The sequence below is a fragment of the Kribbella soli genome (assembly GCF_004331345.1).
Taxonomy (GTDB): domain Bacteria; phylum Actinomycetota; class Actinomycetes; order Propionibacteriales; family Kribbellaceae; genus Kribbella; species Kribbella soli.
Window position 1 is genome coordinate 2,085,642 of sequence record NZ_SJJZ01000001.1, and the last position, 22,698, is coordinate 2,108,339.

The following is a 22,698-nucleotide window of genomic DNA, read 5'->3' on the forward strand; positions in this document are numbered from 1 at the left end:
GTGACGATCGAGCGGAGCAACCCCGACGGGCTGCATGCGACACCTGGGTATCACCACGTGACGCGGGTACAGGCGGACACCCTGATCTACCTTGCCGGGCAGTGCCCGTTGCAGGCGTCCGGTGAGTTGGCCGCGGGCGGTCTCCAAGGGCAGACCGCGCAGGTCATCGCGAACATTCTCACCGCGCTGAAGTCGGCGGGCGCCACGCCGGACAACGTCGTACGCACGGTGATCTACGTGGCCAGCTCGGATCGCGACGAGTTGGGCGCGGTGTGGACGCAGCTCAACGAGTCGCCGCTGGCGCCGGCCTTCACGACCGCGAGCACGCTGCTCGGCGTCGCCCAACTCGGCTTCACCGGCCAACTCGTCGAAATCGACGTGACGGCAGCCCTGTGATCGTTCCCGCCGAGGTCGTGGACTACGACCCGCGGTGGCCGCTCTGGTTCGCGGAGATCCGCGAGCGACTGACGCCGTACCTCACCGAGGTCCCGCACCTGTGCGAGCACGTCGGCAGCACCGCCGTACCCGGTCTGGCGGCGAAGCCGATCATTGACGTCGACGTCGTGGTTCCGTCACTCGAGCTGGTGCCGCTGGTGATCGGACGGCTCACGGAAGCCGGTTATCGCCACGAGGGCGACCAAGGGATCCCCGGCCGGGAGGCGTTCGGGCTGCCGCCGGACGCGGTCCACTACCACCATCTGTACGTCGTTGTTGAAGGCAACAAAGCTCACCGGGACCATGTGGTGCTGCGCGATCATCTGCGCGCGGACGCGGCCGATCGCGAGCGGTACGCGGCCCGCAAACACGAGCTGGCGCACCTGCTCACCACCGACCGCCCCGCCTACGTCTCAGGAAAAGGCGCTCTGGTCGAGGAGCTGATTGCTAAAGCTGGTGGTTCGCGTGCAGCCGACGGGTCGGGTCGTAGCGGCGCCTGAGCGCCACGAGCCGCTCGTAGTCGTCGTACGCCTCGGCCACCTCTTCGTCAGTGAGCTTCGCGAAGGTGAAGTTGAGGGCGCGGCCAACGGTTAATGGGGCCCAAGGTTCGAGCACCTCCCGTCCGGCGTCATCCTTGCCCGGTGTGAGGACGGTCAGCGAGTACGCCGCCTCGCGGTGACCGACCGCGTTCGGGATCTCCGGCTGCCGGGCGAGCGCGCCGCCGAGGTGCCGGATGCCGATCACGTGCATCCTCGACGCCCCCGGACCGGCGAGCTCGGGCAGCGTCTCGAGCGCATCGAGGTCCTTCAGCAGCACGTTGCGCGAGCTGTAACTGTCGGGGTGCTCCGGCTCCGCGAAGATCTGCCCCGAGTCGACGTACGGCAGCTCCCCCACCGTGTCGAGGACCGGCCTACCGATCGCCTGGAGCGGTTCGACCAGCTCCTCGCCGCGGTCGCCGAGGACCGCGAGCTGCACCTGCCCGATGTACTTGCCCCGCAGCGGCGCCGGCACCTGTGGGATGTTCGGGATCGGCAGGATCGCGATCGCCGACGTCACCTCCTCCGGCACGGACCTGGTCCATTCCCGCCAGACCTCCGGCACCGTCGGGTGCTCGGCGAGATCGAAGTACAGGCTGCCGCCGAACAGCGTCGGTACGTCGAAGAGGTCGACCTCGATTGACGTCACGACACCGAAGTTCCCACCACCGCCACGCAGCGCCCAGAACAGATCCGGGTCCTCCTCGGCGTTGCGCCGTACGCCGTCCGCGGTCACCACCTCGATCCGGCGGACGTGATCCGCGGCGTACCCGAACCGCCGGGCCATCAGCCCGAGCCCACCGCCGAGCGTGTACGAGATCGCGCCGACGCCGGGCGCGCTGCCGGAGAGCGGCGCGAGACCGTACGGCGCGGTCGCGTCGAGCACGTGCCGCCAGGTCGCGCCCGCCTCGATCCACGCCGTCTTGCGCTCCGCGTCGACCGTCACGCCGTTGAACCCACCGGTCGCGATCAGCACGCCACCGTCGAGCCCCTGCGTCAGGCCGTGCCCGGACGCCTGGACCGCGATCCGCAGGTCGTGGTCGATCGCATATCGGACCGCCTCCTCGACCTCGGCCATGCTCGTCACCGGAAAGATCGCCGCCGGCCGATGCGAGTCCCGCCGCTGGAACCCGAGCCGCGCCTCGTCGTACCCCGTACTAGTCGTCGTCAACATCATGCAGATCACGCTAGACACCCTTGCGGACACATCTTGTCCTCAAGGCATGATTTGTGGATGAGCGCTCGTAAAGAGATGCCCGGTCGGATGCTGCGGCTGCTCTCGCTGCTGCAGAGCCGCCGCGAGTGGTCCGGGCACGAGCTCGCCGACCGGCTCGGCGTCACGGAGCGCACGGTACGGCGGGACGTCGAACGGCTCCGGTCCCTCGACTACCCGGTGACCGGTACGACCGGTACTGCGGGCGGGTACCGACTCGGCTCCGGGACGCATCTGCCGCCGCTGCAGTTGGACGACGACGAGGCGATCGCCGTCGCGCTCGGACTGGTCGGCGCGGCCGGTGGCGGTGTGAGCGGGATGGCGGAGAGCTCGATGAGTGCGCTGGCCAAGCTGGAGCAGGTGCTGCCCGCGCGCCTCCGGCCCCAGCTCGCGGCGGTGGGTTCGGCAGCGGAGGCGATCCCGCGACCCGGCGTACCGCAGGTCGATCCGGACGTTCTCGCCGTACTAGCGCGGTGCTGCCGGAACCACGAGATCGTTGCCTTCGACTACCACGGCCGGCAGCGCGGTACGACGCGACGCCGGGTGGAGCCGCATCAGCTTCTGACGTTGTCGTGGCGGTGGTACCTGCTCGCGTTCGACCCCGAGCGCGACGACTGGCGGATCTTCCGCGTCGACCGGATCGCTGCCGTGACTCCTGTGTTGCACCGCTTCACGCCACGGGTGCTGGACGGGCCCTCGTACCTGCTCGAGTCGTTCGTGTCGGCGCAGTACGAGCACACGATCCAGCTGACGGTCGACGTACCCGCCTCCGAGGTGACCGCGACCTTCGAAGGTGTCGTCCGCGGCATCGTCGAACCGCTCAGCCCTTCGTCTTGCAAGGTCCGCTTCAGCGCGGACACCCCCGCCCTGCTGCTGACGCAGGTAGCCGCGATCGCGCACCTAGGCACCTTCACCGTCGACCAGGCGACACCGGAGACCGCCGCACTCATCACCGAGGCCGGCGAACGCCTCACGAACGCGTTCGCCGGGTTGCGCTAGGCAACAATCAGGCCGATACCGAGGGTCAGGACGCCGACCGCCAGCGACAGCGCGCCGAGCCAGAGGATCCACAGGAACTGGTTCGGTGCGGTGCGGTCCTTGCCGGCGGAGGACGCGAAGAAGCCGCCGGACATCAGGACCGCGGCGACCGGGATCCCGAGCCGGCCGACCCACAACCAGAAACCGCTCAGACCGGTCTGGTCGACGTACAGCAGTCCGACCAGGCTGAAGATCACGAGTACGCCGGCGTGGGCGTGGCCGGCCCGGGCGAACGACTTCTGGAATCCGGTCATCGGGACGTGACCGCGGACGATCTTGGTCATGAAGTAGCCGCCGAACTCGATCGTCACGACGGTGAGCAGAATGACGCCGGCGATGAGGCGGGATGCGTCGGTCATGCGTAGACCTCTTCTTTGACAGGCGCGGCTGCGCGGGAGGTGCGCGCTACCCAGAGGGCAACGGCGAGGTACAGGATCTGTTCGGGGATGCGCTGCCAGAGCGGGGTCGCCTCGCCGCCCGCGAACGGCACGTGCGCGACCGCGGCGTGGATGTTGGCCGGCAGCAGTCCGACAAAGAGTGCAGTCAGCGCGTACCCGGCCGGCTTACGGGTCTGGGTGATCACCAGGCCGGCGGCGCCGAGCAGTTCGAGTACGCCGGTGAGGTAGACGAGCGCGTCGGCGTACGGCAGGAACGGCGGGACCATCCGCACCATGTCGGCGTGGTTGGGCATCACCGTCACGCTCGCCGGGACGAAGTGCGCGCTCGCGGTCAGCACCAGCATCACCGCCATCGCGTGCGCCGCCGCGACCGGCCAGGTCGTGAACCGGCGGACGCCGAGCGCGCCCAGGGCCCGGAAGCCGACGGTCCCCAGGATCAGTACGAGCGGGATCATCCGACTCGCCTCCTTATGGATAGTTCAGGTATCCGCTTATGGATACTGATACTATCCATCACAGACAACAGGAAGGCAAGCGATGCGAATCGGGGAACTCAGCAAGGCCACCGACGTCCCGGTGCCGACGATCAAGTACTACCTGCGCGAAGGCCTGCTACCCGCCGGCGAACTCAGCAGCCCGAACCAGGCGTCCTACGGCGACACACACGTCCGCCGGCTCCGGCTGATCCGCGCACTGATCGAGCTCGCCCAAGTCCCGGTCGCCACCGTGAAGGAGATCCTCGAGTCACTCGACGCGGACGCCGAGCCCTTGCACGAACAGATCGGCCGCGCTCATCGCGCACTCACGCCGACCCGCCGCTTGTCCGCCTCCGACGACGCCCGGGCCGCCGCGACCACTCAGGTCACCGGCCTGATCGCCGACCGCGGCTGGTCCGTCGACCCCGAGGCACCCGCACTTGCCACGCTCATCGACACCGTCGCCGCGCTCCGCAGCCTCGGCCAGGACAACCTCGTCGCCCACCTCGACACCTACGCCGACGCGGTCGAACGCTTCACCCAGCTCGAGATCGATGCCGTCACCACGAACCCCACCCGCGACCAACTGGCCGAATCGGTTGTCATCGGCACCATCCTCGGCGAGACCCTGATCGCCTCCCTGCGCCTCCTCGCCCAGGAGTCCATCTCCGCAGAACGCTGGAAGAACCGCTAGCAGTCTCCGAGCAGCCCCGGGAGCAGCTTCGCCATCGCCTTGTGCAGAGCCCGGCGGTCGGTCTCGGTCAGCGGGTCGAAGACGAGTTGGCGGACCAGTTCGACATGTCCTGGCGCGGCCTTCACGAGTTCGGAGTACCCGTCGGAGGTGAGGATCGCGTTGGTGAACCGTCCGTCGTCCGGGTCGGGTTCACGCCGCACCAGGCCGCGGTTCTCCAGGCGGCGGATGAGGTGGGACAGCCGCGAGAGCTCGGAGTTGGCCAGGATCGCGAGGTGGCTCAGCCGCATCGTGTGATCGGGCTGGTCGGAGAGGCCGGCGAGAACGTAGTACTCCAGGAAGCTGAGGCCGGAGTCGCGTTGCAACTGCTCGCCGAGCTCCGCCGTGAGTAGAGCCATGACCAGCTGCAGCGTCTTCCAGGTCTCCAGCTCGTCGGCCGTCAGCCAGCGCGGCTCAGCCGTCTCCTTCCCCATGGCTGCAGCATAGCCATCGCAGCCATGACTTGAACGTTCACGTCAATCGTTCTATCGTTGCTGGTGACATGAACATTCAAGTCAATCCTCTGAAGGAGCCGTCGCCATGAACGTCGTCGTCTGGATCGTTTCCGGGCTGCTCGCCGCGATGTTCCTGATGTCCGGCGTCATGAAGGTGCCGGCCACGAAGGCGTCGCTGGCCGGCAATCCCCGGATGGGCTGGGCGGCCCCGTTCCCGATCGAACTGATCAAGGTCATCGGCGTCGCGGAGATCGCCGGCGCCGCCGGCCTGATCCTCCCCCGCGCCTTCGACCTCGCCACCTGGCTGGTCCCCACCGCAGCCGTCGGCCTGGCCGTCGTCATGATCGGCGCCATCATCACCCACGCCCGCCGCTCCGAACTCTCGAGCGTCGCCATCAACGCCGTACTACTCGCCCTAGCAGTCTTCGTAGCAGTCGAACGCTTCTGAACCCGTCACCGGTCGAGGAACGTGGTGAGCTCTGCGAGGTACTGCGGGCGGTTGTCGCGGCGTACCGAATGGCCGGCGCCGGCGACGTGTACCGCGCGGAACTCGCCGGCTGCGGCTTGAGCGCAGCGTTCGGCGTACTCGGCGGAGATCAGTGAGCCGCGTTCGGTATCGCCGTGGATCAGCAGTACCGGGCATGTGATCTCGGCCAACAGGTCGGTCAACGGGCCTGCCTCGCGAAACCGCAGACCGAACAACTGCGGGTTGACTTGGGCCTTCGACACGGCCCAGGGCTCGAGTTCGTCGGCGGCCCAGTCGGGGTCGTTGGATCGGCCCTGCGCGATTCGGGACGGTAGATCGAGTGCTCGGAGGTCCGCGAGCCAGCTCGGCTCGGACCACGGTTCGTCGTGTTGGTCGCCAGGCGCACCGGTCGGCGGGTCTTCCAGCACGACCGCACGGACCAGGTCCGGCCGCGACGCGGCCAGGTGGGCGGCCGCCATCGCACCCATCGAGTGGCCGACCACAACGATCCCGCCGTCACCGGGTTGGCTCGACAGCACGAGGGCCGCATCGTCGCGGTGCGCGTCATAGCGGATGGGTTCGTCCGGCAGCCCGGACTCGCCGTGCCCGCGGGCATCGATCGCGAGCGCCCGAACCCCAGGCAGCTCTCGGATCAGCGGTTCCCAGCACTGCGCAGAGTCCGAGAAGCCGTGCAGGAACGCGACCTCGGCCGCCGCCTCATCGGTCCGGTACCACGCCAGATGACCCGTCCTGCCTCGCACACCGAACATGGTTACCTTCCTGAGCCCATCACCCGTCGTGCGCCATGTCCACGAACCGTGAGTAGTGGCCCTGGAAGGCGACCACCACATCCGCGGTCGGCCCGTTTCGGTGCTTGGCGACGATGAAGTCCGCCTCACCGGGCCGGGTCGACTCGCGTTCGTACGCATCCTCGCGGTGCAACAGGATGACGACGTCGGCGTCCTGTTCGAGCGATCCCGATTCGCGGAGGTCGGAGGCCATGGGGCGTTTGTCGGAGCGTTGTTCGGAGCCTCGGTTGAGCTGACAGATAGCGACGACGGGGAGCTCGAGTTCCTTGGCGAGGAGCTTGATGGAGCGGGAGAACTCGGAGACTTCCAGCTGGCGGGACTCGACCTTCTTGCCGGACGTCATCAGCTGGAGGTAGTCGATGACGATCAGTTTGAGGTCGTGACGCTGTTTGAGGCGGCGGGCCTTGGCGCGGATCTCCATCATCGTCAGGTTCGGCGAGTCGTCGATGAACAGCGGGGCCTCGGAGACCTCGCCCATCTTGCGGGCCAGGCGGGCCCAGTCCTCGTCGGTCATCTTGCCGTTGCGCATGTGGTGCAGCGGGACCTTGGCCTCCGCCGACAGCAGTCGCATGGTGATCTCGTTGCGGCTCATCTCCAGCGAGAAGATGCACGAGGTCAGGCCGTGCTTGATCGAGCAGGACCGGGCGAAGTCCAGGCCGAGCGTCGAGTTGTGGGTCGGGATCATCGTCTTGCCGGCCAGGTACAGATGGTCGGCGTTGTCGACCTCGACGCAGCGCACCGGTACGCCGACGACCGGGTCGACCCACTCCACCCGCCGCTCGCCCTCACCGTGCAGCGCGGCCGGGAAGCCGTGCCCGGTGATCTGCCGCGGCGCCGACCCGGGGATCGGCGGTGTCAGTCCGGGACTCGCCGACATCGCCGTGTACAGGTCGGCGGTCGTGCAGACCACCGGGCGGCCGCCGTCCTCGACGCGCCACTGGTGCTCGGCGTCGGCGACGATCGTGCTGCCGTCGGAGAACGACAGCCGGAAGCACGGACGGTCCACCATCACCTCGGTCGCCGCGACCACGGTCGTCGGCAGCCCGTCGGCGTCCAGCAACTGGTCGCCGACCGCGACCTCGGCCATCGTGGTCCAGCCGGTGGGTGTCGGCAGCGGGGTGTCGAGCGCGAGCGCCTTCCCCATCGCGGGACGGGCGGCGACGATGATCATCTGGCCGGGGTGCAGGCCGTTGGTCAGCTCGTCCAGGTCGGTGAACCCGGTCGGTACGCCGACCATCGCGTCACCGCGGGAGTCGATCGCCTCGATCTCGTCGAGGGCGCCCTCCATGATGTCCTTCAGCGGGGCGTAGTCCTCGGCGGTGCGCTTCTCGGTGACCGAGTAGATCTCCGCCTGCGCCTCGTCGACGACGTCGTCGACCTCGCCCTCACCGGCGTACCCGAGCTGGACGATCTTCGTGCCGGCCTCGACCAGGCGGCGCAGGATCGCCTTCTCCCGGACGATGTGCGCGTAGTAGCTGGCGTTGGCCGCGAGCGGGACGGACGCGACCAGGGTGTGCACATACGGCGCGCCGCCGATCCGGGTCATCTCGCCGCGCTTGTTGAGCTCGGCCGCGACCGTGATCGCGTCGGCCGGCTCACCCCGTGCGTACAGGTCGGTGATCGCGTCGAAAACGGCCTCGTGCGCCGGCCGGTAGAAGTCCGTGCTGCGCAGATTCTCGATCACGTCGGCGATCGCATCCTTGCTCAGCATCATCGCGCCGAGCACACACTGCTCGGCCGCGAGATCCTGGGGAGGGGTGCGGTCGAAGCCCATCTCCGGACGCCGCTCTTCGTGGCCGCCGTCCTGGCCCCCGCGGAACTCCGCCACGCTCACTTCGTCCGACCTCCTCGTCCGCCCGCTGCCCAGCCACCGCCGGCCGGGTTCGAACACCTGATCGAACCCTAGCCAGGCCCACCGACAGTCTTCGGCGACAGGCCTCGCGACCGTACGCCCGTCACGTCACCAAAGGCCACTCGGTCGTCCACACCCCCTGTGGACGAACCGTGGATAACCCCCGGAAGGGGTGTGCACAGGTTGGGCACAACCCTGTGGATATCTGCGGACAAGAACCCACAACAGGTCCGTGACCTGCGGTTTCTCTAGTTCACAACTGTGGAGAAGAAAAAGTTTGAGACCAATTTCCGACGCGCCCGCGAGTCCTGAGTAACCTCGCTCCGGTGAGACGTGGACGATGGGTGGGCGAACAGGACCGGGAGATCCTCCGGCTGGCCGTCCCGGCGTTCTTCGCCCTGGTGTCGGAGCCGCTGATGCTGCTCGCGGACTCCGCGATCGTCGGTCACCTGGGCACCCCGCAGCTCGCCGCGCTCGGCATCGCCGGCACCATCCTGCAGACCCTCGTGGGCATCTGCGTCTTCCTCGCGTACGGCACCACGTCCGCGGTCGCCCGCCGGATCGGCGCCGGTGACCACAAGGGCGCGCTGGCCCAGGGCATCGACGGACTTTGGCTGGCGTTGCTCCTGGGCGTCGTACTCGCACTCCTCGGGCTGGCGCTCGCGCCGCAGGCCATCGCGGCGTTCGACCCGTCGCCGGAGGTGGCCGACCACGCGGTGACGTACCTGCGGATCTCCTGCTTCGGCATCCCGTCGATGCTGCTCCTGCTCGCCGCCACCGGCGTACTGCGGGGTCTGCAGGACACGAAGACCCCGATGGTCGTCGCGATCACCGCCAACCTCGCCAACATCGGACTGAACGTCCTGCTCGTGTACGGCCTCCATCTGGACATCGCGGGCTCCGCCATGGGTACGGCACTCGCGCAGACCGGCGCCGGTGTCGCGCTGGTCGTGGTGGTGGTCCGTGGCGCCCGCCGCGACGGCGCCAAGCTCCGCCCCGATCGTCCCGGGATCCTGGCCTCCGCGCAGATGGGCGTACCGCTCGTCGTCCGCACGCTGACGCTTCGCGCGGCGATCATTCTGCTCACGTTCGTCGCCACGGCCCTGGGGACGACGTCCGTCGCGGCCCACCAGGTCGCCTTCACGCTGTGGTCGTTCCTCGCACTCGCCCTCGACGCCATCGCGATCGCCGCGCAGGCGCTCACCGGCCGCGCCCTGGGCGCCGGCGACGTCGCGGGAACCCGCGCGATCACCCGCCGGATGATGTGGTGGGGCCTGTTCTCCGGCATGATCGGTGGCCTCGCGCTCTGGGGACTGCGTGACGTCTACGTCCCGTGGTTCACCACAGACCCCGAGGTACGTCGTACGCTCGCCGCCATCCTGATCGTGTCCGCGCTGTGGCAGCCGATCAACGGTGTCGTGTTCGTACTGGACGGCGTACTCATCGGCGCCGGGGACGGGCGGTACCTCGCTGCGGCCGGAATCGTCGCACTCGCGCTGTACGTCCCGCTGGCGCTGGCGGTGCTCTGGCTCGGCGGCGGGATCGTCGCGCTGTGGTGGGCGTTCGGCGGGTACATGCTGCTGCGATTCCTCACTTTGACCACGCGTGAGCGGCGCGACGCCTGGCTGGTCACCGGGGCTACCCGCTGACCCTGCGGTGCGGCATCGTGGAACAGAAGGAAAGGAGCGGCATGCCCGACACCGACGACGACCAGTCCGTCGAGCTCGTACCCGATCAACGGGAGCAGGGCGACGACGACACCGAGGCCGCAAGTGAGCGGCGGGCCGCCCAGGCACGGACTCAGGCCGACAAGAACCCGACCCACGACTTGGCGGAAGAAGAAGCAGAACGCCAGGAAGAGGCGGACGAGAAGGCCCGGCTGGACGAGGACGCGGAGGCGCGTGCGGAAGAGCTCGAGGAGCGTGCTGCCAAGGACCAGCAGGCGCTCGAGGAGCGACGCAGCCGCGAGGAGCTGCTCGATGCCACCGCGGAGACCTCTCGGGCGTTCCAGCTCGCATACGCCGACGAGGAGGCTCGCGACCGGTACCGGCAGTACGCCACGAACGACGTGCAGCGGGGCATCAGCGACCGCGCCCACGGCCGGCACGAGCTGGACGAGGCGGCAACACACCGCGACGAGGCCGGATCAGCAGGGCTGGTCGCGGAAGGCCGCCGGTACCAGAACGCCGCCACCATCGAGGAACGCAAGGCCGTCAGCGACGACAGCATCTCCCGCGAGTACGACGCCTCCGCGCGGGAGCACCGCCGCGAAGCACAGCCGAACCCGAGCGAGGCCGTCCGCAAACCACCGGAGGACACGCCCGAGGCCCAGCTCCCCCAGGCGCGCCGCCACGTCCGCGGTCCCGGCCGGGTCCGGAACAAGCAGGGCAAGGTCGTGAAGCCGAACCGGTCCAGCGAGCCGGACCTGGAGATCTAGGGCTGCAGGTTCTGGGTCTGGATGATTGCCAGGTTCGCCGCAACCAGCACGACGAAGCCGACACCGAGCAGCGGGTGCCTCAGGCTCCACAGGGCGGCACCCGCCAAGCCGAACACGAGGACCTTCACGGTCCAACGCAGTACCGGAGTCGTGTGCGCTGCGGTCGGTGCCGCGAACAGGCCCCATACGATCGCGGTGGCCAATGGCAGCGCCACCGCGAGCAGCCAGCGCACAAGCGTCGTACCGCCTGTGCGCCAGCCCCACCATGCGAAGATGCCTAGGGCAACCAGCTCGGCGAGGAACGCCAGCAGCAGGTTGCCCCACTTCCACATTTGCTAGATCCCGCGGATGTTCGGCTGCCGCTGGTCGAAGAACAGGCCGGCCGGCGGCTCCTGCACCGGGAGCGGCGGGATCGGGTAGTCGGTGTGCTGGTTGTTCCGGCAGGCGGCGAACGGGCCGTCCGGGTCCAGTAGCGACATCATGTGCGGGTCCGCGTGGTCACGCCACCAGACCGACATGCCGGTCGCCGGGTCCAGGCGCAGGTGCTCCCAGGCACGCCAGATCGAGTCCAGCCGGCTCAGCGCCTCCGCGTGCCGGTACCACTCGGGGCACCAGATGAACTGCTGCCCGAGCCGGCGCGTGTAGAGGTAGATGAGCCGGTCTTCCACGAACGCCGCGACGTGCGGGTAGAACAGCTCCTGCTCACCATCCACCGCGGTTGTCTCCCTCGTTCTGCTCCCAGACCGGTCGCTCCGGTCCACGCTGCGGAGGCGCCTGGGTGCTTGAAGCCACCCACGGGTTGTTGCTCACCGGAACGTTCGCAGCCGCTCCTGGATCGTACTTCGCCAGCGACGCCTTCACCGCACCGGCGTCCGGCCGGGTGAACCACGGGACCGTCTTCACCAGCGTGGCCGGGATCCCGGACGGGAACACGACCGCGCGGCCGGGCGGCATCGAGGCGAGGTCGGAGACCTCCATGATGTTGTGGCGCTGGACCTGCTGGCTGGTGCCGCGCTTGCCCTCGTTGTACGACACCGAGCTCGAGCTGATGTCGTAGTCGCCGATCATCTTGCTCAGGTTCTCGAGGAAGGACGAGTCGGCGGCGCCACCGCCGTACACCCGGATGTTGGCCGCGCCCCAGAGCTTCTGCATGCCGTGGTCGCCCCAGCACTCCTGACCCTGCGCCCAGGACTGCAGGATCGTCATCAGCACGATGCCGCGGGAACCGAAGTGCGAGTACAGGTCGGGGAGGTTCTTCCACCGGCACACGTTGGCGGCCTCGTCGAGTACGCCGACCAGCGGGCTGGGCATCCGGCCCATCGGGCAACCGCGGGCGAACTGCTCGGCGGCCTCCACGACGGCGACCGTGAGTGCGGTGACCAGCGGGCCCGCCGTACCGGCGCCTTCCTTGGACAGGCTGTACAGCGTGCCGCCCTGGCGGACGAACTCATGCGGGTTGAACTGCGGCCGGTTGTCGTTCGGGCCGTTCGGGATGACCCAGCGGGTCACCTTGCGGTTGACCAGGAACTGGGCGCTCTGCTGGGCCGTGCCATAGACACCGGCGCGCTGCTTGTCCGGCGCGTTGATGACGCCGGACAGGGCGTCAGCGGACAGCTGCAGACCGGGGGTGTTGCGCAGGATCCGCTCCGGCTCGTCGTTCCGCTGGTCGGCCAGCCAGCTGTAGACCTGAGTGATCGGCCGCTTGGCGACCGCGGCCGCGAGCAGCAGGCCGGCCAGCAGGTCCGTACCGGCGGCGTCGAAGAACGCGTCGGTCTGGGCACCCACCTGGCGCTGCGAGGCGACGAAGTGCTCTGCCAGCTCACGCGCCTTGGTCTCGTCGGTGATGTAGGTCAGCGGGTTCCACCACCAGTTCGGCGGCTCCTCGCAGACCTCCTGCGGGTCGAACACCCACAGCGGGCCCTTCTCCGAACGCGGCCCGCGGGTCGCGTCGACGATGTCCCGCTTGTTCGAGGTGGCGACGACGCAGCCGGGCGCGTCCAGGATCGCCGGCACCGCGCGCGACGTGGTCTTACCGGTTCGGGGACCCCAGATGTCGACGTGCATGTCTTCCCAGTTGCCGAAGACCTCGAGGTTGTCCCGGACGGTCCGGCCGATCAGGATGCCCGGACCCGCGTGCCCGGCGCCGAGCTGGTTCGCCTTCTCCTGCGCGCCTTCGCGGGTGAGCTTGTAGATCTCGGACCGCTTCGACATCAGCTGCGCCTGCCGGTCGACCCGGCCGATCGAGCGCTCCCGGTTCCGGAAGAACATCCACCCGCCGCCGACCAGGCCGAGCAGCACCACGATCTCGACGACCAGGATGCCGGTGGCCGCGCCGGACCACTCCAGGTTCCCCTTCGACAGGTCGACGATCGCGTCGAACGGGTTCCCGGGCGTCCGCGAGCCGTTGATCGCGGACGCGACCTTCAGCGCGCCCCACATCGAGAAGACCACCAGCGCGACCGCGCCGACGATCACGAAGATCAGGACGGCCTCGGGTGAGATCGCACCCGGGCCGGTGCTTTTCTTGCCCTGCGCCATGACTCGTCAGCTCCCCACGCGCGTGGTCGGATCGGGCGGCGGCAGCAGCATCGGGTCGTCCAGGCTGTACTCACCGACGACCTGCTCGGTGCCGTCCGGCGCGACCTCGACCTTCTGCGGCTTCCCGTCGTTGCCGGTCGTCCACAGCTTGTTGGTGTCGTTGATCTCGCGTTCGACGGAGGTGAGACCGACGTGCACCGGGATGCCCGGCCGGCCACCGACCTTGACCAGGAAGTTGCCTCGGCCGGGAGGAGCGGCCTCCTTGCCGGTGGCCGGGTCCCACGCGGGCGGGTCCTGCCAGCCGACGAGCATGTTCTGCTCCTCCATGGACATCGACACGACCTCGGTCAGGTTGTCCATCTCGGCGCGCGGCAGACCGCCGCAGATGACCATGCCGGAACGCTCGACGAAACCCTTCGCCTTCATCCGGTCCTCGGGGTTCGGCAGCGCGAGCAGGTCGGACATGGTGTGCGAGATCATCGCCATGCCGACACCGCGCTGCCGGTTCAGACGGGTCAGCGCGTCGACGCGGTCGACCAGACCGCTCCCGGCCCGCAGCACCCGCCACAGCTCGTCGAGGATGACGAAGTAGTGCCGCCGCGGCTCCAGTCCGGCGTCCGCGAGCGCCTGCGAGACCGCGACCGCGCCGAACCCGTACGACCAGCAGGCCAGCAGTACGGCGGCCTGCAGGCTGGTCTCGGAGTCGTCGACGTTGGACACGTCGAACACCACCGGACGGTCCATCTGGATCGGGTTGTCGGTCTGCTCGGAGAAGATCTCGCCCAGCCGGCCACCGCCGACCAGACCGATCAGCGATGCCTCCAGGCCCTCGGTGATCTGCCGATAGCGGTCCAGGCTGCCGCGGTCCAGGGCCACGTTGCGGACCCGGTCCGGGGCGTCCTGCACGACTTGCAGCAGGTCACGGAGTACCGGCGTACCTTGGAACCGCTCGTCGAGGACCTTGAGCGCCTCGTCGAGGATGGTCTCCTCGCGGTCGTTCGGGTTCTGGTTACGCATGATCGCGATGAGCGCCGAGACCATCGTCTGCCGACGGCCGTGGGCGTCCGCCTGGATCGCCTCGCGGGCCTTGCCGGTCAACCGGAGCGCGGCCTCGCGGGACTCGCCCGGGTCGAGCACGTTCAGGTGGCCACGACCACGGCCGAGCTGGATGACCTGCCCGCCGAGCGCCTCGATCAGGTCCTTGTAGTCCGGCTTGAGGTCACCGAGCACCAGCGGCATCACGCCGTACCCGGCCAGGCCGAGCGCCATCCGCCGGGTGATCGTCGACTTGCCCAGACCTGGCTTGCCGAGCACGAACATCGACGGGTTCGAGATCAGCTTGGCCCGCATGAACCAGCTGATCGGGTCGCAGCACATGGTCGCGCCGGAGAGGATGTTCCGGCCGATCGGCACGCCGACCATCGGGCTGCCGGTACCGGCCGCGAACGGCCACATTCCGCAGACCTGCACCGTCGTACCGCGCCACTCCTGCGGAGCCTGCAGGTACGTCGAGTAGCCGCCGCCCGGGCCGGGCCAGCCACGCGGCATCGGCCGCCTGCCGCGACGGGACGGATCGACCGGCTTCTTCTGCTTTTTGCTCACTGTGACTCCCCAGGTGCCACTGTGCTTTGGTCAATCATAGGGATTCCCGCAGTCCGGCCGGTATCGAAAGGTGGTTCTGCACCACGATGCCCAGCGGCAGCGCTGCGACGAATGCAGAATCCTGGGAGCCGAACGCCGGGCGCAGCAGAACTCGTGCGGTCGCGCCGAGGTTGTCGATCGCGGCGATCATGTCCGGGATCTGCTCGGCGCTCATCACCGTGCCGGTGACGACCATGCCGAAGTTCACCAGGCCGGCGCCGCGCGCCTCCTCCTGCGCGGACCGGTCGGCGGCCCGTGCCTCGGCCATGTTGCGCGCGGACGGCCGGGCGGACGCAGTGGCGCGGAACGACGCGTTGCGCTTGTCGGCCTCCACCATGCGGGCCGCCGTACCGGCGTCGAGCGGGCGGTAGAGCAGCGTCACGCGCTTGCGGTCGATGTCGGCGTGCGGCGCGACCAGCTGCGACAGCACCGACGAGAACACCTCACCGCGCGGTGCCTGCGACATCTGCCAGGTCACGGACCAGGCGGAGTCGTGGCGGTACTTGTCCCAGAACGCCTGGGTGGCGGCCGGGCCGACGTCGGTCCACTGCAGTTCGGGCGGCATGCCCTGGCCGCGCGCCTCGTCGATGAGCATCGCGGACGCCGGGTCGTACGCGATCCGGATCGCCTCGCACAGCTCCTGCGCACTGACCGGCCGCGCCGCACCGGCGCCGGTCGCGTTCAGGCTCTGGGTGAGCGCGGGCAGCCGGGCCGCGAGCTCGCGGCCCATGTCGTCTTCCTTGCGCCGCTTGCCGCTCCGGTCGGTGCCCTTGAAGGTCAACGCGACCCGGGCCGAGACCAGCGCCGAGCCCTCGGGGTAGCTCTGCACGACCTCGGTCAGCATCGCGCGGGCGATCGGCGGCGTCCCGTCCATCATGTTGTTGCCGACCTCACGGCGCAGCCGGATACCGGTGTCCGGTGCACTCTCCACCGTCACCGACGCGGCGACGATGCCCGGCTCGTGGCCGAGCGAGGCGAGCCACTGGCCCCAGTGCGCCACCCAGATGTCCACCTGCTCCTCGTCGACCAGCGAGGCGCCGTCGGGTTCGGCGTTGATGACGACGGTGAAGTGCCGGGTGCTCGGGTAGTACAGCAGCGCGAACGGCCGCCCGTAGGAGTCCTGGTACTCGCTCAGCTGGGAGGCTGCGGCGAGGCCGGGAAGCTGGAACTTGCCCCATGCGGTCCGGCCGAGCGGGCCGGAGCGGTAAACGTTGTGCTTAGCCATCTTTGCTCGTTGCCATCCAATGTGGGTCGAGAGCCGTTGCAGCGTGGAATGCCCGTGCTTGTCCTTCGTGATCAGCAGCCCGAGCGCCGCGCCCACGATCAGCAGGCTGACAAGAGCTGCCCTGATGCCGCCCACCATCGTTGCGATGACGACCAGCAGCAGGCCACCCATCATGATGCCGGTGCCGAGCATTCCCAGGCCGGCGATGCCCGCCGAAGCGGGCCTCCGCCAGTTGCCGTAGGTGCGAGGTGCGCGTCGTACGTTCTCAGCCGCTGCCACTTGGTCCGTCCGGTGGTGGTGGTGGTTGGTTGTTTCGGTCGTCGTCGCGGTAATCGTTGGCGCGGTCTCTCTCGCGGTTCAGGTCGCCGCCACCGCCGCTGCCGCTGGGGCCGCCGCCGTCACTGCCTCCCCCGCCACCGCCGCCGCTGCCTTGGGCGCCCGACTCGCCGCCGTCGCCCATGGCCTCGTTGCCGACCTCCTTGGCGCCGTCCGCAGCCGCCTTGCCGACCTTGTACGCGGCAATCGCGACGGCGACCGGTATGCCCACCCCGGTGGCGGCCGCACCACCGGCCGCGGCGCCACTGGCTGCGCCGCCTGCTGCTGCGCCACCGCCTGCCGCACCACCGGCCGCGCCGCCGGCTGCAGCGCCCTCGCCACCGGCCGCGGCACCTTCGGCTCCACCTGTCGCGCCACCGCCGCCACCGCTCGGGGCCTGCTGCGACGCCCGTCCGACGTTCTGTGCACCGGACGGACCGTCACCACCGCCGCCACCGCCGCCACCGCCGTCGTCCGCCCCTTGTTCAGCGCCCTTGCTCACCATGTCACCGGCCTTGTCGGCGCCGACCATCTTGGCTGCCATCATGCCGGCGCCGGCTCCACCCGCCGTCGCCCCGACCATCGGCACGATGAACCGCATCAGCGCCGGCATGGCGAACAAGGCGAGCACCAGCATCGTGAGACCGGTGACCACGTTCATCACCATGCTGCCGATGTCGTCCGGGTTGCTGGCGTCGTAGTGCAGCGGGTCGCCGTTGTCCGAGACCAGCCGGATCGCGGTCGCGTAGACGATCGCCGCCACCGGTTTGTACAGGATGAAGGCGAGCAGCCAGGCGATGATCTTCTTGAACCAGTTCCGGCCCATCTCGGTGTTCGTCGCGGCGGCCGCGATCGGCAGGACGCCGAGCAGCAGGACCAGCATGGCGCTGCGGACGACCATCAGCACGATCTGGATCAGGCTGGCGATCACGCAGAGGATGCCGACCGCGATCATGATCCCGATCAGCAGCGGTGAGCCGGCGATGCCGACGATCGCGGCGAAGCCCAGTACCGCGCCCATCTTCTCGCCGAAGGCCTGCGAGTCGCCGGAGCCGATGTTCTGGCAGCCGTCGACCCAGCCGGTGGTCTTCGAGTCGAGCGCGGAGCTGATGAGGCAACTGGAGAACATGTCGCCGGCGCTGATCAGCGCCTGGGCAACGGCGATCGAGAACGCCGCGGCCACCGCGAGCGTCATCAGCGAGCGGAGCAGTTCGCGGGCCGACTCGCCGCGCTGGGTCCAGGCCATCTGCACGGCGCCCACGATCAGGCCGATGGCGGCGATGAAGAGGGCGATGAACTGCGTGTGATCCCAGACCCACCCGACCGTGTCATTGGCCGGCGTGCCGTTTTCGTTCCCGACCGCAATGGTCGGCACATAGACCCAGAAGGTGGCGATCGTGCTCATCAGCGTTCCGACCGCCGAGCCGATGGCCTTGAGGATTGGCTCGAACACGAACTTCATCACCAGTTCCATGACGGGGGCGAAGACAACCTCGAGGGCCTTCTTCATCAGGTCGATCGCCCAGTCGATCACATCGAGCGGTATCACGTCAGGACGTCCTCGGTGAGACGAAGCGAAGGATGGCCGGCAGCGCGACGACTGCCACGATCATCAGCGTCACGCCCATGATGACCTTGAGGATGTGCGATGCACCTTCCGAACCCATCAGGCTGAACGCGGTGGCATAGATGATCGCCGCCACCGGTTTGTAGATGATGAACGACGCCAGCCAGGCGAGTGCACGCTTGAACCACATCATCCCCATTTCGGTGTTGGTCGCGGCCGCGGTCAGCGGAAGCATGCCGACCAGGAGCACGAGCATCCCGTAGCGGACGATCATCAGCGCCAGCTGGATGATGGCGGTGATCACCATCAGGATGCCGACGAAGATCACCAGCAACCAGCCGAACGGTTCGTCCATCACGTCGAGCAGGTTCTTCGCGTAGTTGTGGTCGTCCTTCTTCAGCGCCGAGTTGATGATCCAGGTCGAGAACCCGTCCGCGGCCGTGATCAGAGTGCCCGCGAAAGCCGTCGCGGCCCCCGTCACCACGACCAAGGTGATCAGCGATTTGAGGATGTCCCGAGCCGGCTCACCCCGGTGCGAGATCGCCATCTGGACAGCGCCGACGATGACCGCGAGCGCGGCGATGAACACCATGATGAATTGGGTGTGGGTCTGGATCCACAGGGCCGGGGTGTTCCCCTCGATGCTCGGAGTGGGGATGTAGACCCAGAGCAGGCCGACGGCCTTCATGACCGCCTCGACGGCATGGATGACGACGTTGGCGATCGCCTCGAAAATGAAGTCGAAGAACTTGCCGAAGGCCCACTCGAGCGCGGTCTGCAGGCCCTCCTTGAAGCAGTCGTCCCAGTCCCAGGGCCAGCCCGAGCATCCGAGGATGATCATGCCGCACCACTGAACCTGACGTAGCCGCTGAGACTGGTCAGGATGTCCGGCTCGACCGACCCGTTGAAGCTGCCGTCGGGCTGCAGCTCGACGTACCAGTCGCTGCGGTACCACCGCATGGTGACCGGCATCGCGCCGTAAGCCTTGCCGTTCAGATCGGCGACGACCTGGATGATCGTCCGGGTGGCGTTCGGCGGATAGTCGAGCACCTTGAAGCCGGCGAACTGGATGTCACCGGGCACGGTCGACGACGGCGTCTTGGCCGTCTGCCTTGCCTCGGCGATGGCCGCGTCCCGGCCTGGACCGGGATACACCCGGCTGTGTAGCGCGGCGATGCCGACCTCCGGGTTCTGGAGCTGGCCGAGCAGGACCATCGCAGCAAGCACCGCACCCGTGGGCGAATGCGCGAAGCACGAGCGCACACCGTTCGGGCTGGTGCTCGTGGGCCCGCTCGCTGCCTGGATGGGAATCAGCATCTTTCCCTCGAACTGCCACGAGACCGCGACCGGTGCGGCGATCCTGGGGATCGCCTGGCTCGGGTTCTTGGCGCGGCAGCCGCCGGTGGAACTGTTGGGCGGCGGCGGCGTGGTCCGCGTGGCGGTCGGTACTTCGGTCGGCGAGGCGGGTGGCGGCTGGTTCGACTCTTCTTCGGTGGGCTGTCCGGTAGGAACAGCCGTGCTCGGAGTCTGGCTGGGGTTGGCCGTCGGACTGTCCGAACGACCACCCAGCATGAACCAGACCACCAGGCAGATCAGCACTGCTCCGACGACGATCGCCGACGCGATGAAGCCACGTTCCTCGAGGAAGGTGGTCTTCTCGCCGTCGGAATCGTCGTCGGAGTCCGTGTTTCTGCTGAACAGTCCCACCTACGATCAGCCTCCGAGCAACTCGCCGTGCGCCCGCGTCACTTCAGGGCGTCGACGAGGGCGGTCGCCGCACCGATGACGATGCAGGCAGCCAGGACCCAACCGAGCCGGGCGGCGTGCTCGCCACCCTCGCCGCGACGCTGACCGATGGCCATCATGCCGCCGGCGATGATGATGCCGAGGGCACAGATCAGGTAGGCGATCCACTTGACCCAGCCGAGGACCTTGTTCAGGCCTTTCGTCACCTCTACGGGCGGCGCCTCCAGGGGCAGCGAGTTCGGAAGCTCGGTAACCAGGTGGTGAAGCAACATCATTGTCTTGGTGCCTTTCAGTACGGGGCGGGGTAGTCCGCTGGGTTTGACGCGCGAAGTGCGTAGATGGATTCAAGTACTTCGAAAACCTCGTCTGGCGTGTTGTCAGGCGTGGGAGCCTCCCCTCTGCGCCACTCCTCGATCCACGGGATGTCCCAGACCCTCGGAACACCTCCGCCGACGATGTCGGCGAAGTCGTCGAGCACGCGGGGCAGCCGGCCAGGAGCGTCCGCGATCAGCACCAGGCCGAGCACGGCGACACCCTGGACGACACCCGAGGCCCACTCGATCGCGGCTCGCTGCGCGGCGCGCAGACCGGACCCGTGGGTCCGGGCAACCAGGATCACCGGCGTCGGCACCGGCGGCGGCGGAATCGGCCAACGGTGGTTGGACGCCCGGGTCCCCGGCAGCAGGACCGACATCGTGGTCTCGCCGGAGCCGCCGTGGACACCGACCCACCACAGGGTGTCGGCAGCCGGAATCGCGAACTTGGGCAGGCGCTGATCCTCCGCGGGCGCCGGCACCCCGTGCTGGGGCGCGGACGGCCCCCGCGGGGTGATGTCCGGCTGAGCTGCGGGGCCTGGCTGCGGCTGCTGCGGGCCCGGAGACTGCTCTCGTGTCCACGGGTTCTGCGTCATGGCCCCTCCTCTCGCGGTTCGTCACAGGCTGTTGCCCACCGTATTCTCTCGCTTTCCGGGTGTACTTGCGTGACCCATCCACAGGCGAGGATGTTTCTACCCCCTTGTCGGGGTCAGTCGAGCCGACAGGCCCGCGTGGTTTCTGCATGCCCGGAATCCCCGGTATGCCCTCATGCGGGGGACATGCTAGAACGTGGACGCCGGAAGCTGATGAACGAGGGAGACCTGTGGCGGGAATGAGAGGACATCGTGGCTGAGAAGATCCCCTCCTGGCCGAAGGTCACGATCCGGCTGTACGACGACCACAACGCCGAGGTGAAGATCGCCGGGCGCAGTCACCCGGTCAACCACCACGATCCGCGACAGGCGGCGATCCAGCTCGTCGCCGAGCAGGCCGCCCAGCTGGGCCGCGCCGTGAAGGCGACCGCGGTCGAGGCCGACGGTGCCTCCTGGCCGCTGGTCATCCATCCGGACGGCCAGGTCGACGCGATCGACACCGACCCCCGCAAGGGCAAGAAGCCGATCTGGCCGATCGTGCTCGCGATGGCCGTGGCCGTCGTCCTGATCGCCGGTACGACGCTGTACATCACCGTCTTCAGCAAGCTCGGCGAAGGCAAGCCGCAGGTGACCGAGTCGCCCAAGCTGCCCGAGCTCCCCGGGCCGAACGTGCACCCGGACGAGTTCGCCCCCAAGACCCAGCCGACCGGCTACTCGACGCACGCGGGCTGGACGGTCGACCTCGCCGAGGACAGCACGCCGGCGATCAAGCCGGACGGCACCGAGGTCGCCATCCTGACGACCGACGAGAAGGTCGCCGTGTTCGATGCCAACGGCAAGGTGTTGTGGCAGGACAAGGTGCCGAAAGACGCCGAGAACCCGGTCTATACCACTATCGACGGCAAGCAGGTACTGGCGATCGCGACGCCGGACACCCTGTACTACTGGGCGGGCGGCGGCGCCGAGGCGAAGACGATCGAGTTGCCGGACAGCGCCAAGGTGCAGTTCTTCGGCAAGTCGCCGCTGGTCCTGCTGGGCGACGAGTCCGGGGCGATGGTGATCTCGGGCGGCGAGCTCAAGGCAGCGCCGGATCAGCCGCGGAGCTCCACGATCCTGCTCGCCGAAGGCGACCGCACGCTGATGGCGCAGTACCTCGGCCCGCTCTACTGGACGCAGCCAGGCAAGCAGATCCTCACCGTGAATCTGCAGCCACCAGGTGGCGCGGGGAAGCTCATCCAGGTGGTCTCGGCGAGCCCGGACTACGTCCAGGCCCTGTGGACCAACGCCAAGAACCCGGCGGAAGAGGCGATCCCGGCGGTGCACTCGACCGCGAGCGGCAAGATGGTCGCGAGCTGCGGAACGGTACGCAACGGCGACACCGACGGCTGGGACTGGGTCCCCGACCCGAACCGCAAGTTCGGTGCCTGGGGTGAGTGCCTGGTCAACCTCACCCTGACCAAGAACAACACCAGGCGGCTCCCGGGCTTCCAGCCCCTGTCGGTCAGCGGATCGATGCTCTACGGCACGATCAGCAGCAAGCTGTACGCCGTGTCGCCGAACTGGAACACCTACCCGATGAACGAGGGCACCACGCGGCCGTGGGGTGTTGTCGGCAAGCGCGCTGTCCTCGTGTACAACTCCGTCCTCTACGCATTGGATCCGGCGAAATGAACCGTCGAACGCGCCGCGCGGCGCGGGTCACGACCGCACTGATCGCCGTCGGCGTTCTGCTGGCGCCCTCCCAGGCGCTCGCCGACAGCGTCGAGCCGGAGCCGGTCGACTGGCCCAAGATCCAGCCGTCCAGTGGACAGGTGGCCGAGCCGCAGCCCGTCGACTGGCCGAAGCCCGCAAAGACCTGAGAGCGGTTCCGGCAACGACAAGGCCCGCGCCCCCCGACCGGGGAACGCGGGCCTT

Annotated in this window: 25 protein-coding genes; 9 read left to right on the forward strand and 16 right to left on the reverse strand. The window is 68.5% G+C overall.

Going from position 1 to position 22,698, the window contains the following annotated elements:
• Together E0H45_RS10460 and E0H45_RS10465 are read left to right on the forward strand one after the other, a co-directional pair.
• Positions 1 to 396 carry a RidA family protein gene (locus E0H45_RS10460; RefSeq protein ID WP_131336501.1) on the forward strand — a complete coding sequence of 132 codons (396 nt, stop codon included), beginning with the start codon at positions 1 to 3 and terminating at the stop codon, positions 394 to 396.
• Positions 393 to 935 (forward strand): GrpB family protein, encoded by a 543-nt coding sequence (locus E0H45_RS10465; RefSeq protein WP_131336503.1) that lies wholly within the window; start codon positions 393 to 395, stop codon positions 933 to 935. Before E0H45_RS10460 ends, E0H45_RS10465 begins: the two co-directional genes overlap by 4 nt.
• On the opposite strand, the gene E0H45_RS10470 is transcribed toward E0H45_RS10465, so the two are convergent.
• A complete protein-coding gene (locus E0H45_RS10470; protein WP_131336505.1) occupies positions 883 to 2,148 on the reverse strand; it encodes an FAD-binding oxidoreductase in 1,266 nt (421 codons plus the stop codon). The genes E0H45_RS10465 and E0H45_RS10470 overlap by 53 nt on opposite strands.
• Positions 2,149 to 2,205: 57 nt before the next feature.
• Here E0H45_RS10470 and E0H45_RS10475 point away from each other — a divergent pair, with 57 nt between their 5' ends.
• On the forward strand, positions 2,206 to 3,183 hold the full coding sequence (locus tag E0H45_RS10475; protein ID WP_131336507.1) for a helix-turn-helix transcriptional regulator: 978 nt from the start codon (positions 2,206 to 2,208) through the stop codon (positions 3,181 to 3,183).
• On the opposite strand, the gene E0H45_RS10480 is transcribed toward E0H45_RS10475, so the two are convergent.
• A complete protein-coding gene (locus E0H45_RS10480; protein ID WP_131336509.1) occupies positions 3,180 to 3,581 on the reverse strand; it encodes a hypothetical protein in 402 nt (133 codons plus the stop codon). The genes E0H45_RS10475 and E0H45_RS10480 overlap by 4 nt on opposite strands.
• The gene (locus tag E0H45_RS10485; protein WP_131336511.1) at positions 3,578 to 4,075 is read right to left on the reverse strand and encodes a DoxX family protein; all 498 of its coding nucleotides are present in this window, start codon (positions 4,073 to 4,075) and stop codon (positions 3,578 to 3,580) included. The genes E0H45_RS10480 and E0H45_RS10485 overlap by 4 nt, the downstream gene beginning before the upstream one ends.
• Before the next feature lie 82 nt (positions 4,076 to 4,157).
• Between E0H45_RS10485 and E0H45_RS10490 the strand changes: the two genes are divergently transcribed.
• Entirely contained in the window at positions 4,158 to 4,790 is a 633-nt protein-coding gene (locus tag E0H45_RS10490) for a MerR family transcriptional regulator (RefSeq protein WP_131336513.1), read from the forward strand.
• On the opposite strand, the gene E0H45_RS10495 is transcribed toward E0H45_RS10490, so the two are convergent.
• Positions 4,787 to 5,260, reverse strand: coding sequence for a MarR family winged helix-turn-helix transcriptional regulator (locus E0H45_RS10495; RefSeq protein ID WP_131336515.1), 474 nt, complete (start codon positions 5,258 to 5,260; stop codon positions 4,787 to 4,789). The genes E0H45_RS10490 and E0H45_RS10495 overlap by 4 nt on opposite strands.
• Before the next feature lie 106 nt (positions 5,261 to 5,366).
• Between E0H45_RS10495 and E0H45_RS10500 the strand changes: the two genes are divergently transcribed.
• On the forward strand, positions 5,367 to 5,729 hold the full coding sequence (locus E0H45_RS10500) for a DoxX family protein (RefSeq protein WP_131336517.1): 363 nt from the start codon (positions 5,367 to 5,369) through the stop codon (positions 5,727 to 5,729).
• 5 nt (positions 5,730 to 5,734) lie between these two features.
• On the opposite strand, the gene E0H45_RS10505 is transcribed toward E0H45_RS10500, so the two are convergent.
• Positions 5,735 to 6,508 (reverse strand): alpha/beta fold hydrolase, encoded by a 774-nt coding sequence (locus E0H45_RS10505; RefSeq protein WP_165546402.1) that lies wholly within the window; start codon positions 6,506 to 6,508, stop codon positions 5,735 to 5,737.
• Positions 6,509 to 6,536: 28 nt separating this feature from the next.
• Positions 6,537 to 8,330 carry a replicative DNA helicase gene (dnaB, locus tag E0H45_RS10510; protein WP_131337737.1) on the reverse strand — a complete coding sequence of 598 codons (1,794 nt, stop codon included), beginning with the start codon at positions 8,328 to 8,330 and terminating at the stop codon, positions 6,537 to 6,539.
• A 404-nt stretch (positions 8,331 to 8,734) separates the two neighbouring features.
• Here dnaB and E0H45_RS10515 point away from each other — a divergent pair, with 404 nt between their 5' ends.
• Together E0H45_RS10515 and E0H45_RS10520 are read left to right on the forward strand one after the other, a co-directional pair.
• The gene (locus E0H45_RS10515; RefSeq protein WP_238154895.1) at positions 8,735 to 10,057 is read left to right on the forward strand and encodes an MATE family efflux transporter; all 1,323 of its coding nucleotides are present in this window, start codon (positions 8,735 to 8,737) and stop codon (positions 10,055 to 10,057) included.
• Between the two features lie 41 nt (positions 10,058 to 10,098).
• Positions 10,099 to 10,845: a hypothetical protein gene (locus E0H45_RS10520; protein ID WP_131336521.1), complete on the forward strand. Its 747-nt coding sequence runs from the start codon at positions 10,099 to 10,101 to the stop codon at positions 10,843 to 10,845.
• Here the strand turns inward: E0H45_RS10520 and E0H45_RS10525 are convergent.
• Genes E0H45_RS10525 through E0H45_RS10570 form a run of 10 tightly spaced genes read right to left on the reverse strand, consistent with a single transcriptional unit; the run spans position 10,842 to position 20,787 of the window.
• On the reverse strand, positions 10,842 to 11,177 hold the full coding sequence (locus E0H45_RS10525; RefSeq protein WP_131336523.1) for a YrdB family protein: 336 nt from the start codon (positions 11,175 to 11,177) through the stop codon (positions 10,842 to 10,844). The two genes, E0H45_RS10520 and E0H45_RS10525, sit on opposite strands and share 4 nt — an antisense overlap.
• Positions 11,178 to 11,180: 3 nt before the next feature.
• The gene (locus tag E0H45_RS10530) at positions 11,181 to 11,558 is read right to left on the reverse strand and encodes a DUF4913 domain-containing protein (RefSeq protein ID WP_130386388.1); all 378 of its coding nucleotides are present in this window, start codon (positions 11,556 to 11,558) and stop codon (positions 11,181 to 11,183) included.
• Positions 11,548 to 13,383: a type IV secretory system conjugative DNA transfer family protein gene (locus E0H45_RS10535; protein WP_131336525.1), complete on the reverse strand. Its 1,836-nt coding sequence runs from the start codon at positions 13,381 to 13,383 to the stop codon at positions 11,548 to 11,550. The genes E0H45_RS10530 and E0H45_RS10535 overlap by 11 nt, the downstream gene beginning before the upstream one ends.
• A gap of 6 nt (positions 13,384 to 13,389) precedes the next feature.
• On the reverse strand, positions 13,390 to 14,985 hold the full coding sequence (locus tag E0H45_RS10540; protein ID WP_238154896.1) for an ATP/GTP-binding protein: 1,596 nt from the start codon (positions 14,983 to 14,985) through the stop codon (positions 13,390 to 13,392).
• A gap of 34 nt (positions 14,986 to 15,019) precedes the next feature.
• The gene (locus tag E0H45_RS10545) at positions 15,020 to 16,528 is read right to left on the reverse strand and encodes an SCO6880 family protein (RefSeq protein ID WP_202872247.1); all 1,509 of its coding nucleotides are present in this window, start codon (positions 16,526 to 16,528) and stop codon (positions 15,020 to 15,022) included.
• Positions 16,515 to 18,113: a TrbL/VirB6 family protein gene (locus E0H45_RS10550; protein ID WP_165546403.1), complete on the reverse strand. Its 1,599-nt coding sequence runs from the start codon at positions 18,111 to 18,113 to the stop codon at positions 16,515 to 16,517. The genes E0H45_RS10545 and E0H45_RS10550 overlap by 14 nt, the downstream gene beginning before the upstream one ends.
• 1 nt (position 18,114) lies before the next feature.
• Positions 18,115 to 18,972, reverse strand: a complete 858-nt coding sequence (locus E0H45_RS10555) for a TrbL/VirB6 family protein (RefSeq protein WP_131336527.1) — start codon at positions 18,970 to 18,972, stop codon at positions 18,115 to 18,117.
• On the reverse strand, positions 18,969 to 19,838 hold the full coding sequence (locus E0H45_RS10560) for a DUF8175 domain-containg protein (protein ID WP_131336529.1): 870 nt from the start codon (positions 19,836 to 19,838) through the stop codon (positions 18,969 to 18,971). Before E0H45_RS10560 ends, E0H45_RS10555 begins: the two co-directional genes overlap by 4 nt.
• A gap of 38 nt (positions 19,839 to 19,876) precedes the next feature.
• Entirely contained in the window at positions 19,877 to 20,152 is a 276-nt protein-coding gene (locus E0H45_RS10565; RefSeq protein ID WP_130386393.1) for a TrbC/VirB2 family protein, read from the reverse strand.
• A 14-nt stretch (positions 20,153 to 20,166) separates the two neighbouring features.
• Positions 20,167 to 20,787: a DUF6668 family protein gene (locus E0H45_RS10570; protein ID WP_131336531.1), complete on the reverse strand. Its 621-nt coding sequence runs from the start codon at positions 20,785 to 20,787 to the stop codon at positions 20,167 to 20,169.
• 249 nt (positions 20,788 to 21,036) lie between these two features.
• Here E0H45_RS10570 and E0H45_RS10575 point away from each other — a divergent pair, with 249 nt between their 5' ends.
• Together E0H45_RS10575 and E0H45_RS10580 are read left to right on the forward strand one after the other, a co-directional pair.
• A complete protein-coding gene (locus tag E0H45_RS10575; protein WP_131336533.1) occupies positions 21,037 to 22,455 on the forward strand; it encodes a hypothetical protein in 1,419 nt (472 codons plus the stop codon).
• Positions 22,452 to 22,643, forward strand: a complete 192-nt coding sequence (locus E0H45_RS10580; RefSeq protein WP_131336535.1) for a hypothetical protein — start codon at positions 22,452 to 22,454, stop codon at positions 22,641 to 22,643. The genes E0H45_RS10575 and E0H45_RS10580 overlap by 4 nt, the downstream gene beginning before the upstream one ends.
• Positions 22,644 to 22,698: the final 55 nt, after the last annotated feature.